This window comes from Paenibacillus sp. FSL K6-2524, assembly GCF_038005525.1.
In the GTDB taxonomy this organism is placed as follows: domain Bacteria; phylum Bacillota; class Bacilli; order Paenibacillales; family Paenibacillaceae; genus Fontibacillus; species Fontibacillus anaericanus.
The window spans coordinates 2,764,011-2,778,205 of the sequence record NZ_JBBOSP010000001.1 but is presented as its reverse complement, the minus strand read 5'-3'; the positions used below and the strand labels follow the sequence as shown (position 1 = coordinate 2,778,205).

Genomic DNA, 14,195 nt, shown 5'->3' with positions numbered 1-14,195 from the left:
TTAAGCCTTGTAGAGAACTTAGGACAAGCTTGAGGTAGACTTCTCCCGTTTACTGGAACTTCTACTAGACTGACCAAATTTCAACCGTAGTGTAATCGCTGTAATGACTAGTAGTAATCCATTTAAGATGAAGACGAAAGGAATAGAAATCCATCCGGCTAAAGCTCCCCCAGACATGGGCCCGACCATATTGCCCAACTGACTAGCCGATTGATTAAGACTGAATGCCCTACCACGGAACTCGGGTTCCGTAACTTTTACAATCAATGCATTAAGCGCTGGAAAGACTGCGGCGAAGAACAGACCGTACACAAATCGAAGCACTCCAAAGCCAACCAGGTTATGCACAAAGATCTGCAAGAAATTACCCACACCCCCACCGACCAAACCGATAATTAACGTATTCCGGTAACCTATCTTTTGACCAATTTTTCCCCAGATAGGTGCAGCAATCACTGTTGATATTCCAACTGCTGAGAAAATAATTCCCGAACTGAACGAAGCATCTGATTTGGATGCTCCTAAGTCAAGAACATACAGTGAGAGTAATGGTTCAAGTACCATAACTGAAGAAGTAACAATTAGTGCGATAATCAATTGTCTCATGAAAGGAGAATTCGATGCAGCCTGTTTCAAATCGTCAAGCACATGCGAGCGTTCACGATTCCGATCAAAGTTCTCCTCTTTCACAAAAAACCAAGCAATCAGTGCAGAAAGAAGCACTACTGCTCCTGCAGCTATAAAAGATTCGCGATATCCTATGTACTTGCTCAAAAAACCACCGATCATCGGACCTATAATACCACCCGCAGCACCAGCTGTTGACATGATTCCAAGCGAATAACCCACATGTTTCTCTGGCGTATTCGTTGCCACTAATGCAATTGCCGAAGGCACATACCCTGCTAGCAGACCCGATAAAATACGTACAGCTATTAATTGATAAGGATCCTGAACAAATGAGGTCAGAATATAGACGACGCAGAGTGAGAAGCCTGAGCGAAGAAGCATCGGTTTACGCCCATATTTGTCTGAAAGGGACCCCCAGAACGGTGCGATCAATGCACCCGCAAGGAAGGTAATTCCGAAGGCAAAACCAGACCATACTGTTAAATTATCCTTTACTCCCAGATCATGTGCTATAAACAGCGACATGAATGGAATAACCATAGAGTATGCCATGCTACAGAAAAAAACACCGATCCAGAGCACGTAAAGATTTCTTTTCCAGGGGAAATTCATCACTCCACCCCCATTGTTGTCTCTCATAATCCCTGGATTCTATACTCATTTACTTATTGTACCACTTTAGAGGAAACCCAGATTAGAAATAATTAAGAATCATTTCATCATGCTCTATGAAAGCGTATAATATTAAGTGAATTTCATAAACAATTGTATCTCTCATCCTACCTACTAATCGCAAGGGAGCAACTACTAATGGCTTTCATTCAATGTCGTTTTTTCTCCGAAGTTTTAGGACTCAGTACATCTATGTCGGTTATCCTGCCAGAACCCGCACCTTCTCAAATCGGTATGCCCGGGAGCAGCGTCACCTCGGGACCTTACCCCACTTTATATTTACTACACGGGATGTCCGACGACGATAGCACTTGGATTCGCCGCACATCGATCGAACGTTATGTCTCTAATCTTGGTCTAGCCGTAGTTATGCCACAATGTGATCTGAGCTTCTACACCGATATGGCCGAAGGCAGTCGATATTGGACATTTGTAAGTGAAGAACTACCCCGTATATGCCGTTCCTTCTTTCCCTTATCGGACCGACGTGAAGATAACTTTGTCGCCGGTTTATCGATGGGTGGTTACGGAGCGTTCAAATTGGCATTACGCAAACCAGAACAATTCTCAGCCGCAGCCAGTATGTCTGGAGCGCTTAATATATCTAGAAATCTCGTAGATGAAGTAAGGGGAGATCGCGATATTACCTCACTGTTCAAGCGTGTCTTTGGAACGGAAGGACCTGCAGGTACCAATAACGACTTGTTAACCCTTATTGATGAGGTTGTTCGTCAAGATGGTCCCAAACCTTTGCTATATCAATGCTGCGGGACTGAAGATTTTCTCTATAACGACAATCTTATCTTCCGTGATGCCTGCAGCGCTTCAGGACTTCCTTTAACATATAACGAAAGCCCTGGATCACATGATTGGGCATACTGGGACGCGAAAATTCAAGATGTAATCGCTTGGCTCCCGCTAAACAAGAACTAGAACGTGATGGGAGTGTTTATCACTCCCATTCCACCACTTCAAACCGTCTGCGCTGTTCACCCTTACCCCGAGGAGCGTCCTTTTTATCAGAAGGTGTCTTATTCGGCTTCCCTCTTCTTCGTTCCTTAGCGGTCTGAAACTTCAGTTCACGCTGTGTTCTCCGGTAATTATCCATCCGCTTAGGATCTAACAACCCTTCTTCCAAAGCTGCTCTAACCGCGCAACCTAATTCACGTTCATGGCGACAATCTCCAAACCGACATCCCTGGGCAAGCTCAGAAATATCACTGAAGGCCTCCGCCAAACCACCTTCGTCGTCCCACAGTTGAAGCTCACGCATACCTGGCGTATCGATCATCACAGCACCTTGCGGCAAAATGAACATCTCCCGATGAGTCGTCGTATGCCGACCACGACTATCGCTCTCACGAATATCCTGGGTTCGCTGCATCTCTTGCCCCGACATCCAGTTCACAATGGTTGATTTACCTGAACCTGAAGATCCGGTTAGAGCAACTGTTACCCCGGGCTTTAATAGATGGTGAAGCTCCTCTGCTCCCCAGTCCTCCATCGCACTAATTGCTAGCACCTGCACACCTGGTGACACTTCCTCTACTTCCGAGATATACCGCTGCGGATCATCGCACAGATCAGCCTTACTGAGCAGAATAACCGGTAACGCCCCGCTATTCCAGGCCATGATCAAATATCGCTCCAACCTGCGAAGATTGAAATCCAAATTTAGTGCGACCACTATGAACAAGAGATCTACATTAGCTGCAACAATTTGCTCAACCGGGATACTCCCAGCCGCTCTCCTGGATATTTGACTGCTTCTCGGTAGTACTCCATGAATAACGCCATCCTGACTATCACTAGTAAGTAACCGAATCGCTACCCAATCTCCGACAGCAGGATAAGCACTATGTTCTTCAAGCTCATGTAACAGGCGCCCCGACATTTCGGCCCAACCTTCTCCGCGCTCTGTTATGATCCGATATTTCTGTCCGTGATCCGCCACTATTCTAGCTGGGCACACATCTTCCAATCCTAATTGCTTAAAAGCGGTCTCCCGCTTGCTATTCCAACCTATCGTTACTAAAGTTTCTAAATTCAACTCAATTTCCTCCTTAAGATCGTTCCATAACTTAACTTAATTTTTACTTCCTTTTCTCTCCTCATCGACAAAAGAGTACAACAAAAAGCGCAGAGCATCCGCCCTACGCTTTCCCATTACCGGACTAACAAAGACACCCCTCCTCCAAAGCAAGGTTCCACATGTCTTTATTTTCTGGTCCGATTTCCACCCTCAGGCGCGCACCAGCGCTGAAGGCATGAAAAAGCCGCAGGACAATAACGGTCCCTGCGGCATCATGTAAATTGATCGATCAATACGTTCGTTCCGCAACTTACAAGAACTAACGACAATCTTTCGCCGATAAGGAGACCGTGCATACAAATAGGTTCAAATTCAAAGTCAATTTTATTCCACTCATATTACCCAGCCTCCTTTCAAATATTTGTTAACATCATATTAGACAGCAATAAGATTTGTCAATCATTAACTAAGATAATCTTAAATAATCATTTTGGATCGATGTGTTAGCATAAGCTCCTGTTCCGTCACATAAAGGGGAAACGGGGGTGCCACTTTAATATAATGTTCACGGAGAAGCAATGAAAAGTCGACCTGATGTTGGGGTGAATCCGCAATTATAGGCAGCTTACCCTTATCATCCATATAGTCATCCACGGCAACCTGAACCAAATCAAGATAATATGGAATCTGCCGATCTTCTTCCTCGAAGATCTCATAGGTTTCACGCGACAAGTAGAACTTTCTAGTACTGATTCCACCCAAATATCGGGTCAGACGAGATGTATCTAGACTGCCATCTGATAACATGAGTGATATCCGATTAATGCCTTCCGGCATGTCTGCTTCATATCGTAATACCGCTTGCTTCATCTCTTCCAATGTAACCTGAACGACGGACGGTGAACTTACTTTGCTATGCTTACGGTTATTTTTGAACCATGCTAGCATGACTAGTTCCTCCCTTACTCATGTTTTAACTAGGAAGCGCTTACAATACTATTATATCCAACCTATTGCGGTTTGAACTCTACATTTGCAAATTGTCATAGGTTTGCCATATCTTCTCTCTCAATCTGCGCTAGATGTGAACGGCTGGATATTCTCTGGCATTTGCTGTAGGATGATATTGTTTCAGTAAATTAGATCAAATTTATTATTTAGGAGGACTCACATTGCAAGATGTTATCATCATCGGAGCGGGTCCGTGTGGACTATCCGCTGCCATAGAATGTCAGCGCCGCGGACTTCATGTTCTCGTATTAGAGAAAAACTGTCTAGTTCATTCCATTTATTCATATCCGACCCATATGCAGTTCTTCAGTACAGCAGAAACGCTCTCCATCGGCGATATCCCCTTTACTACATCAAACGATAAGCCATTCCGTCATGAAGCGCTCGCTTATTACCGTGGTGTCAGTAATTTCTACTCGCTCGGAGTTGCTGCCTATGAAGAGGCAACCAACATTGAGCGCCAAGCTGATGGCACGTTTATCGTTTCCTCCATCACTAGAGATGGAGAGACCTGGGAATATAAGACCCGTTATGTTGTCATTTCAACAGGATACTTCGATCATCCTAATCTTCTTGGTATTCCTGGGGAAGATATGAGCAAGGTGTCCCATTATTTCCGTGAAGCCCATCCTTATACAGGAATGAAAGTGGCGGTCATCGGAGGAAGCAATTCTGCAGTAGATGCCGCTCTGGAAATGGTTCGTGTAGGTGCAGAAGTCACGGTTGTATATCGTGGTGAACAACTATCGGAATCCATTAAACCTTGGGTCAAACCCGTCTTTGAAAGTATGGTGAACAAGGGTAAAATTCAGCTCCAACTATCTTCAAGAGTTATCGAAATAGAGCCTGCTCATGTACTCATAGAATCTCTAGAGTATAGAACAACTGAGCGACTTCCTAACGATTTCGTACTCGCATTAACCGGTTTCCGTCCAGACCGTAAGCTACTGGTTCAAGCTGGCGTCGAAATGTCTGGAGACATGGAGAAGCCTGTTTTTAATCCAGACACAATGGAGAGTAACGTGCCAGGTCTTTATGTCGCAGGAGTTATCGCCTCAGGCCGTAATGCCAACGAAGTTTTTATTGAAACAGGCCGTGAACACGGTAAATTTATTGCAGAGCATATCCTCACTTCCCTTAAGGACCAATAACGTTTCACCTATCGTCTGGAAAAGGAGAATTTAACACACATGAATCAAGTCGACATTACTTCCTTGTTGCTACTACTCATGGCCGGACTTGGTATCTTCAGCAACAATATGCCAATTACGGTAGCCATGATCGTATTGCTCCTGCTTAGAGTACTCCATCTGCAGCATTTGTTCCCTTGGCTTGAGAAATATGGCCTTACCATCGGGATTGTTATCCTCACCATTGGAGTGATGGCTCCGGTTGCTAGCGGCAAAATTTCTCCCCAGACTCTGCTGACTTCCTTCTTTCACTGGAAATCCCTATTAGCCATTGGCATCGGAATTCTCGTTGCTTGGTTAGGCGGGCGCGGGGCGACGTTAATGGGCAATCAGCCAACGATGGTTGCGGGACTGCTCATTGGAACAGTTCTTGGTGTTGCTTTCTTCAAAGGGGTCCCTGTAGGTCCACTGATCGCAGCCGGTATTCTTTCTCTGCTCATCGGCAAGGTTTAGCAAATAATGAAAAAGGGGTTATCTCCAAAGGTCGATGATACGGACCTTTGGGGGTAGCCCCTTCTTGCTCTTGAAAACCTATGGATTTAAATTTTGGATGTTATAGAGCTGTGCATAGACACCTTGTTTTCCCATTAGCTCTTCATGCGTCCCGCGTTCTACAACAGAACCGTTCTTCATCACAACGATGAGATCGGCATGAGTGATGGTAGATAACCGATGTGCAACAATAAGGGTGGTGCGACTCTTAGAGAGATCCCGAAGGGATTGTTGAATTAGGCTTTCCGACTCCAAATCAAGAGCCGATGTTGCCTCGTCCAAAATCAGTATAGGCGGATTCTTTAGGAAGACCCGTGCGATAGCAACCCGTTGTTTTTGCCCACCAGACAGTTTCACACCCCGTTCTCCCACTTCCGTATCATAACCTTGTGGTAGTTCCAATATGAAATCATGAGCGTTGGCAGCCCGAGCTGCAGCATAGACGGCCTCATCATCACTTCCTGGATTACCTAATAAAATATTATCCCGAACACTGCCACTAAACAAAAAGTTATCTTGAAGTACCATACCAATCTGACTACGCAAACTCTCCATTGTCCAATGGCTGGATTCCTTGCCTGCGATCAAGATGGAGCCTTTCTGCACATCATAAAATCTTGGAATCAAGCCGACTAGCGATGATTTTCCGCCACCACTCATCCCAACAAAAGCCACCGTTTGACCTGGATTTGCCTGAAACGTAATATTTTTGAGTACCCAATTCCCTTGATCCTGATATTTAAACCAGACATTTCGAAAAGCAACCCCATAACTACCATGCTCAAGTATAGCGGCGTCATTCGCATCTACCATATCATAAGGCTCTTCCAAGAGTTCCTGCACACGTTCCCAAGAAGCGGAGGCTTGCGTTAGAATTGTCGATGAGTTAATCAGCCGCTTCAACGGAGCATAGAGACGATCAAGATAACCGAAGAAGGCGATAAATGTCCCAAGTGTCAGATTACCTTGAATAACCTCATACCCCCCATAACCGATCACCATCAGAGGAGCGATATCAGTCAGTGTATTAATAATCGCGAATGTCCAGGCATTCCAGCGACTGTGTGCCATCGCCTTACTTAAGTATTTGCCGTTGATCCCTTCGAACTTGCTCTGATCATGCCGCTCAAGGGCAAAGCTGCGAATAACTGAAATCCCCTGAATCCGTTCATGCAAATAAGCCTGAATGCCAGCTAAAGCTGCAGAACGATCCTTCGTTAGTTTTTTCAGACGTTTATATAATATTTGAACAGCAATCGCATACAGTGGGAAAATTGCAATCGATACGAATGTCAGCGTAGGATCCAAATAAAACATAAAGCCAAGTACGAATACCAAAGTAAAAGCATCTAGCCAAACATTCATCAATCCGACTTCGACGATATTCTTCGTCTGTTCTGCATCGTTTATGAATCGGGAGATAATCTCCCCCACTTTTGTATTCTGATAATAGCGAAGTGACAAACGTTGAAGATGACTGTACAGTTTATTACGTAGGTCCGACAATATTTTTGCGGTAATTAATTGGGCAAAATATTGTCTGGCATATTCTACAGGTCCCCGCACAATCACAAACAGAAAGAGTGTTATGCCTAGAACGATCCCTAAATTGGATATCTTCTGATCCATACCCATCGTTGTATTTAATAAGATATCGTCAACTACATATTTCTGGACAAGCGGGAGTAATGCCGGAATACCAAATTTCAGAATACCGATGATTAAGGTTAAAATAATCCACTTCGTATAAGGTTTGACAAAAACTAAATAGGACTTCCATTGTTTCAAAACTTGTGCACATCCCTCGTGTTATATTACTCAGTCAACCTGTGACTAAACGTAACAAAATAAACTTCCCCATCGTTATTCCCCGACCCCATGCTGTAATTGTCAGTTTGATATGATATACTCCATAACGATCAATGAGCAACTATAGCTTTGGGAGGATAACCATGTCACGTCGATTTGTTATAGAAGCCGTGATGGTGGCGATTTACGGTGAACTCATGGTGCCATCTGCACCTGTAGAATATATTGTGCCTTATACCACCATCATGGAGTTATACGAATTTCATAACAGCCCAGAAACTCTTATGAGTGATTCTGCTGACGAACTACACGTCAAAAATAAAATAAGCGAATTAATCGCTTATTTGGAAGAGCCACTTAATCGCAAAAAGCTAGAACGGGCTTTAAATGTACCTTGGTCCAAGAGTCCATCGATTCTATTCGGGGATAATATATCCTGGACTGTCGTTAATGCTGTGGATAACGAACAATACGGTGAATTCCTGGATCCGATTGAAACGGAGATCGTGCTCACAGCACAACGTGAAAACGCGCCTGTACTCACGGATCAATTAGAACTTATCCGTCGTATTATTGAATGCGAGGTCCCTGTACAGGTATTCGATATTGGGGACTTTGAGTTTGCTATGGATGACAGTGTCATTTTATAATGCGAAACTATAAGTAAGTAAGAGAAGGCCCGATATCGGGCCTTTTTTACATATCCAGACCGATCATGGTCTAATTAATCTGCCGTTTCATATTTATACTCGATATCGCCTTCTGCCTCATCAAAAGCTACGTTCAGCCGATAACCATCCAAATACCATAAATCCTTATCTTCCATGTAGAACGTAATGCCATCCACAACAGAGGAAACCCCCATGGATACCGGTTCATCCACTTCAATACCGAGTGAAAATCCCGGATGTATAACTCCCCCTGCACTATAGCGGGCGAAGAAACGGATCGATTGTCCCTCCTGTAAACCAAGCTCGTGTTTGAACCATTCTGCTGCCTCATGAGAAACGTTGATCATATTGTTCTCCCTCCTATCTGCTTATATTTTAGACCAATCCGCTAGGAAAGCCAAACACTAACATCCTGTTTTCTCCAAAAAAATAAATTGACACATTCACAAATCTGGTGTTAAGATCGAAAACGTACTAGAAAATTTCAATGAATTACCAAATTCATTAAGAAAGGGTGAGCAATGTGTTTAATCATTTTAATTCCGCATTTCCATATGCGGCACTACAACAACAATTAAATACTGAAGCAACCCCTGCAGGCTTGGATGGAATTTAACGCTGACGCGTCCCGCCATTTTTTGTGGGAATCGGCGATATCATTCGCATAGGTTGCTTGATTATCAAGTAACGTGCGATATATGTATTGTCTTTAAGGCATATCGTTTACGGACGATATGTCTTTTTTGCGATTTCCGGCACCTGTAGAGGTTCATTACTATTCACAATTAGAGCAATTTGGAGAAGGAGGAAAACCCTCAATGTTTTCAGTTCTTAAAAATTTAGGATGGTTTTTTCAGAGAGAGAAAAAGCGTTATTTTATTGGTTTAATCTTATTAATCGTTTGTGGTATCGCAGAATTGGCACCACCCAAGTTGTTAGGAAATGCCATTGATGAAATCGTAACAGGCTCCGTGACTTGGGCATCCCTTACGAATTATATCTTACTAATCATTGGCGTCCTTATCTTTATCTACTTTACGACGTATGTTTGGATGCGCGAAATATTTGGCGGATCCAATCTTGTAGAACGTTTACTTCGTACACGATTCATGAATCATCTACTTGGAATGACACCACCATTCTTCGAGCGAAGCCGCACAGGTGATCTAATGGCCCGCGCGACCAACGATTTGCGTTCGGTTTCTACAACTGTTGGTTTCGGAATGCTAACGTTAACCGATTCCACCTCCTATTTATCGGTGATCTTGATCGCAATGGGAACGATGATCAGTTGGAAGCTAACACTCGCTGCGATTATTCCCCTCCCCTTCATCGCATTAGCAATGAAGATTTACGGAAAGATCATTCACGAGCGTTACACACTCGCTCAGGATGCTTTTGGAGATATGAATGATCAGGTACTTGAATCCGTAGCCGGTATTCGCGTCATTCGTGCCTATGTTCAAGAGCGCCATGATGAGCAAAAATTTGCTGATATCACTAATGATGTATATAAGAAGAATCTTGCGGTGGCTAAGGTCGATGCCTACTTTGAACCTACTATTCGTCTATTCGTAGGACTTAGCTACGCTATCGGACTTACATACGGCATATATCTCGTATTTCATAATGAACTGACCCTTGGCAATCTCGTAACGTTTAACATGTTTCTCGGTATGATGATCTGGCCCATGTTTGCTATTGGAGAATTAATCAACATTATGCAGCGCGGTGGCGCCTCACTTGATCGTGTTAATGAGACACTTAACGTTCCTCCTGACGTGAAAGATCCGGCTAATCCCATTCATGTCGAAAGTCCTGAAGCTATTGAATTCAAAGACCTCACCTTCCGCTACCCTACTTCATCGATTAACAACCTAGAGAAAATTAACCTAACAGTCAAACGTGGTCAAACACTCGGTATCGTCGGTAAAACGGGAAGCGGTAAATCAACACTATTGAAGCAACTATTAAATGAATACCCTGCCGGAACAGGTAAGCTTACGATTTCAGACGTGCTCATTCAAGACATTTCTCTGAATCAGCTCTACAGCTGGATTGGTTATGTTCCACAAGAACAAATTCTGTTCTCCAAGACAGTCCGGCAGAATATCCAATTCGGTTTGAAAGACGCTCCTGATGACATCATTATGGAAGCGATCAAGACAGCTGCCTTTGATCAGGATTTAGGTACATTATCGGATGGCCTTGATACACTAGTAGGTGAAAAAGGCGTGGCCCTTTCTGGTGGACAGAAACAACGCGTTGCTCTTGCTAGGGCGTTCATCGCCGATCCAGATATCTTAATCCTAGATGATGCCTTATCCGCTGTGGATGCGCGGACTGAAGCGCGAATCATTGACAACATTCGCAATCAGCGTTCCGGCAAAACTACGCTAATCTCTACACACAGACTATCTGGTGTGGAACATGCAGACTGGATCGTCGTGCTGGAGAAAGGCAAGATGATCGAACAAGGTACTCATGAAACACTACTGGAACTCGGTGGTTGGTACCGTGAACAATACGAACGTCAACAGGTAGAATCTGGCCTAAGTGACGGGGAGGTGTCCTAAGATGCACAGTAATACAGGTAAATCACTATTCAAATACGCCATGACGGCGAAAAATACATTCATTTTAGCACTCGTTATGCTAGCTATCGGTGTTGCCGCTGAACTAGCGGGACCGTTTATCGCTCGCTCCATGATCGACGACCATATGCTAGCGATCGAACAACCATTCAATGAGACCTCCATTCAGGGAGAGCAGACGGTTTCCTTCGACAATCGCTACTTCAAACGAGGCGACCGCTTAGCTGACGGGGAAGCCAAAGGTAATGAGGTTCGAATCCTTCAGGTAGGATCTTCCTTTGTGTTCATTGACAGTGCAGTATCAGATATAACGGGCAAGCGCAGCTATGCAGACGGTATAATGACCTTGGATAAAAAAGGAGTTATAACTGATTATCCAGCTCAAAAACTGAGTGCTACCGAGCTATTCTCGTTCTACAAACCTGAGATACCTGGAATATTTACGTTGGTCGGCTGGTACCTTTGTTTTCTTGCCATCTCAATCCTAATGGAATTTGGTAAAACGTATTGGCTACAATCATCAGCAAATAAAGTCATTCAGAAGCTACGCATGGATGTATATGCACATATCCAACGTCTGCCCGTTCATTTCTTTGACAATTTACCCGCAGGAAAAGTCGTATCCCGGGTAACAAATGATACGGAAGCAGTCAAAGACTTGTTCATTGCTGTGCTTTCAAACTTCTTCTCCGGCATCATTAATATGATTGGTGTATATATCGCTCTGTTCTTACTTGATGTAAGACTTGGGCTCATCTGTCTCTTCATTGTGCCGATCATTTGGATCTGGGTTGTTCTTTACCGGAAATTCGCTACGAAGTACAACACCATCATTCGTTCGCGCTTAAGTGAGATCAATGCAATTATCAACGAATCCATTCAAGGAATGTCGATCATCCGAATTTTCCGGAGAGAACCACAAACCAAAGAAGAATTCGAGAACTTGAACAATGACTACATGAAACATCAGAATAAAATGCTTAACCTGAACTCATTTACTTCACATAATCTCGTCAACGTAATCCGCAGTTTTTCATTCGCAGTTGTTCTGTGGTACTTTGGCTCAGCACAATTGAATGGAACAGGAATCATCTCACTTGGGGTACTCTACGCTTTCGTTGACGTGCTCGGACGACTGTTCCAACCAATGACAGGTATGGTGAATCAACTTGCTGCGCTGGATTCCTCCATGGTATCCGCTGGCCGAGTATTCGCCCTCATGGACGAACCAGGTGAGGATGTTACCGATGGCTCCATGCCTCGTTACAAAGGAAACGTGGAATTTAAAGACGTATCGTTTGCCTATAAACAAGACTACGTGTTAAAGAATATTACCTTTAAAGCTAAGCAAGGTCAGACGGTAGCACTCGTTGGTCATACGGGATCAGGTAAGAGTTCCATCATCAACTTATTGTTCCGTTTTTACGATCCGCAGAAAGGGACGATCACGATCGACGGTCAGAATGTACGGGACCTACCTAAACAGTGGATTCGTGAGCATATGGGAATTGTACTGCAAGACCCTTATTTGTTCACCGGAACAATTGCCTCAAATGTCAGTCTTGGTGATGATAAAATCTCACGGGCTACAATAGAGAAGGCGTTGGAAGATGTCGGGGCTACCCGGATCCTATCTCACCTTCCGAAAGGACTAGATGAACCCGTTGTTGAGAAAGGGAGTACGCTCTCAGCTGGGGAACGACAACTCATCTCGTTTGCACGGGCACTAGCCTTTGACCCGGCCATCCTCATTCTCGATGAAGCCACAGCTAACATTGATACGGAGACTGAGGCACTGATCCAATCTGCACTGGAAGTTCTGAAACGTGGACGGACAACATTTATCATCGCTCACCGCTTATCGACAATCCGTAGCGCTGACCAGATTCTCGTGCTGCATCGGGGTCAAATCGTGGAGCAAGGTACACACGAAGAACTGCTCGCGCATGGCGGTCGCTACTATCAAATGTACCGTCTGCAGCTCGGTTCCTCTGAGGTCCTGGTATCTGCCGGAAATCCCGCTACAGTGTAGACTACTATTTAACAAACTTAAGCTAATGCAAGATAACAAAGAGGCTATCCTATCGTGAAATTACTTCACACTTAGGATAGCCTTTATCTTTATATCTTCTCTTTCATCCAGCTCAGCCTTTATTTTTGTGGCGCGATTTCTACCGTATATTCACTTGATACATATGTCTCAGTCTTCGTATCACTAATCACTTGAATATAGCCGTAATTAGGTTTCGGCGACAATAATTTGTAGTAAACGATCGCTTTGCCCTGTTCCGTAAATTCAATCTTGGATACAGCGATTCCGTAACCAGGATTCGGTTGATTTAGACGGGTTAGAACAACTTTATTGATCTTATCGTTCACTTTCTCCACACTTAGATAAACTTCCTCTTGGTTATTCACTTCTGACTTCTTAAGCTCCTCTACAAATTCAGCTGCATTATAGACCATTCTGGCTGCCTCAATCCGAGTGACAGATTGCTTAGGATAAAATTTACCTTTGTCATCCAAAGTCGCAATTTTCGAGAGCAGGATCATTTGGATGCTATTCGCATATACCTTATTTACTTGGTCTGAATCATTAAGTATGACTAGCATCGTAACGGTCGCATATCCAGAGGGTGTAGTTGAATCGACAGCCTGCATCAGTAGATATGCAAATGCCTCTCTAGACAACTCTGCTTTTGGATCAAAATTTTTGGGTAGCTTAATTCCATTATCCTCGGCGATTTGTAGTGAAGTTTTGTACCAGTTATTCGGGCCAGAACGCTTGGTGTAAGACTCTTCCTTAGCTTTTAGTCCCAAAGCCTTTACAATCATTTGAACGCTCTGCGCACCAGTAAGCTTGCCTTGAGGAACGAACTTATCTTGTGAATTCCCTTGAATTACTCCCCGCTCCTGCAACGATTCGGTAATCTTAGCATCGTGGCCCTTTACATCCTTAAATGCTGAAGCCGATGTGCCCATCAATAAAGATCCTGCTAACAATATAGCGGCTGTCATTTTCATTTTATTCATTGTCATTGGATATCACCTCTGCCCTACTGACGCAGTAGGCTTCCATTAAGTTGCATATTAT

General features: G+C 43.9%; 12 protein-coding genes. 6 read left to right on the top strand and 6 right to left on the bottom strand.

Annotated features, from left to right (window positions below; translation table 11 throughout):
- Window positions 1–18 precede the first annotated feature (18 nt).
- On the bottom strand, window positions 19–1,242 hold the full coding sequence (locus NST85_RS12515) for an MFS transporter (RefSeq protein WP_341189440.1): 1,224 nt from the start codon (window positions 1,240–1,242) through the stop codon (window positions 19–21).
- A gap of 198 nt (window positions 1,243–1,440) precedes the next feature.
- Between NST85_RS12515 and NST85_RS12510 the strand changes: the two genes are divergently transcribed.
- Window positions 1,441–2,235: an alpha/beta hydrolase gene (locus NST85_RS12510; RefSeq protein WP_341189439.1), complete on the top strand. Its 795-nt coding sequence runs from the start codon at window positions 1,441–1,443 to the stop codon at window positions 2,233–2,235.
- Window positions 2,236–2,254: 19 nt separating this feature from the next.
- On the opposite strand, the gene rsgA is transcribed toward NST85_RS12510, so the two are convergent.
- Window positions 2,255–3,352 (bottom strand): ribosome small subunit-dependent GTPase A, encoded by a 1,098-nt coding sequence (gene rsgA / locus NST85_RS12505; protein ID WP_341189438.1) that lies wholly within the window; start codon window positions 3,350–3,352, stop codon window positions 2,255–2,257.
- A 459-nt stretch (window positions 3,353–3,811) separates the two neighbouring features.
- A complete protein-coding gene (locus NST85_RS12500) occupies window positions 3,812–4,282 on the bottom strand; it encodes a DUF3939 domain-containing protein (RefSeq protein ID WP_307399643.1) in 471 nt (156 codons plus the stop codon).
- A 224-nt stretch (window positions 4,283–4,506) separates the two neighbouring features.
- Here NST85_RS12500 and NST85_RS12495 point away from each other — a divergent pair, with 224 nt between their 5' ends.
- Window positions 4,507–5,496 carry a YpdA family putative bacillithiol disulfide reductase gene (locus NST85_RS12495; protein ID WP_127194879.1) on the top strand — a complete coding sequence of 330 codons (990 nt, stop codon included), beginning with the start codon at window positions 4,507–4,509 and terminating at the stop codon, window positions 5,494–5,496.
- 39 nt (window positions 5,497–5,535) lie between these two features.
- Window positions 5,536–5,988, top strand: coding sequence for a DUF441 domain-containing protein (locus tag NST85_RS12490; protein WP_127194880.1), 453 nt, complete (start codon window positions 5,536–5,538; stop codon window positions 5,986–5,988).
- Window positions 5,989–6,066: 78 nt separating this feature from the next.
- On the opposite strand, the gene NST85_RS12485 is transcribed toward NST85_RS12490, so the two are convergent.
- On the bottom strand, window positions 6,067–7,815 hold the full coding sequence (locus NST85_RS12485; RefSeq protein WP_127194881.1) for an ABC transporter ATP-binding protein: 1,749 nt from the start codon (window positions 7,813–7,815) through the stop codon (window positions 6,067–6,069).
- A 164-nt stretch (window positions 7,816–7,979) separates the two neighbouring features.
- On the opposite strand from NST85_RS12485, the gene NST85_RS12480 reads away from it, so the two are divergent.
- Window positions 7,980–8,486 (top strand): ADP-heptose synthase, encoded by a 507-nt coding sequence (locus NST85_RS12480; RefSeq protein WP_127194882.1) that lies wholly within the window; start codon window positions 7,980–7,982, stop codon window positions 8,484–8,486.
- Between the two features lie 74 nt (window positions 8,487–8,560).
- Here NST85_RS12480 and NST85_RS12475 read toward each other — a convergent pair whose 3' ends face one another.
- Entirely contained in the window at window positions 8,561–8,854 is a 294-nt protein-coding gene (locus NST85_RS12475) for a HesB/YadR/YfhF family protein (protein ID WP_127194883.1), read from the bottom strand.
- A 471-nt stretch (window positions 8,855–9,325) separates the two neighbouring features.
- On the opposite strand from NST85_RS12475, the gene NST85_RS12470 reads away from it, so the two are divergent.
- Window positions 9,326–11,083, top strand: a complete 1,758-nt coding sequence (locus tag NST85_RS12470; RefSeq protein ID WP_127194884.1) for an ABC transporter ATP-binding protein — start codon at window positions 9,326–9,328, stop codon at window positions 11,081–11,083.
- A 1-nt stretch (window position 11,084) separates the two neighbouring features.
- A complete protein-coding gene (locus NST85_RS12465) occupies window positions 11,085–13,133 on the top strand; it encodes an ABC transporter ATP-binding protein (RefSeq protein WP_127194885.1) in 2,049 nt (682 codons plus the stop codon).
- A 119-nt stretch (window positions 13,134–13,252) separates the two neighbouring features.
- Here NST85_RS12465 and NST85_RS12460 read toward each other — a convergent pair whose 3' ends face one another.
- Window positions 13,253–14,140, bottom strand: coding sequence for an S-layer homology domain-containing protein (locus tag NST85_RS12460; RefSeq protein WP_246054436.1), 888 nt, complete (start codon window positions 14,138–14,140; stop codon window positions 13,253–13,255).
- Window positions 14,141–14,195: the final 55 nt, after the last annotated feature.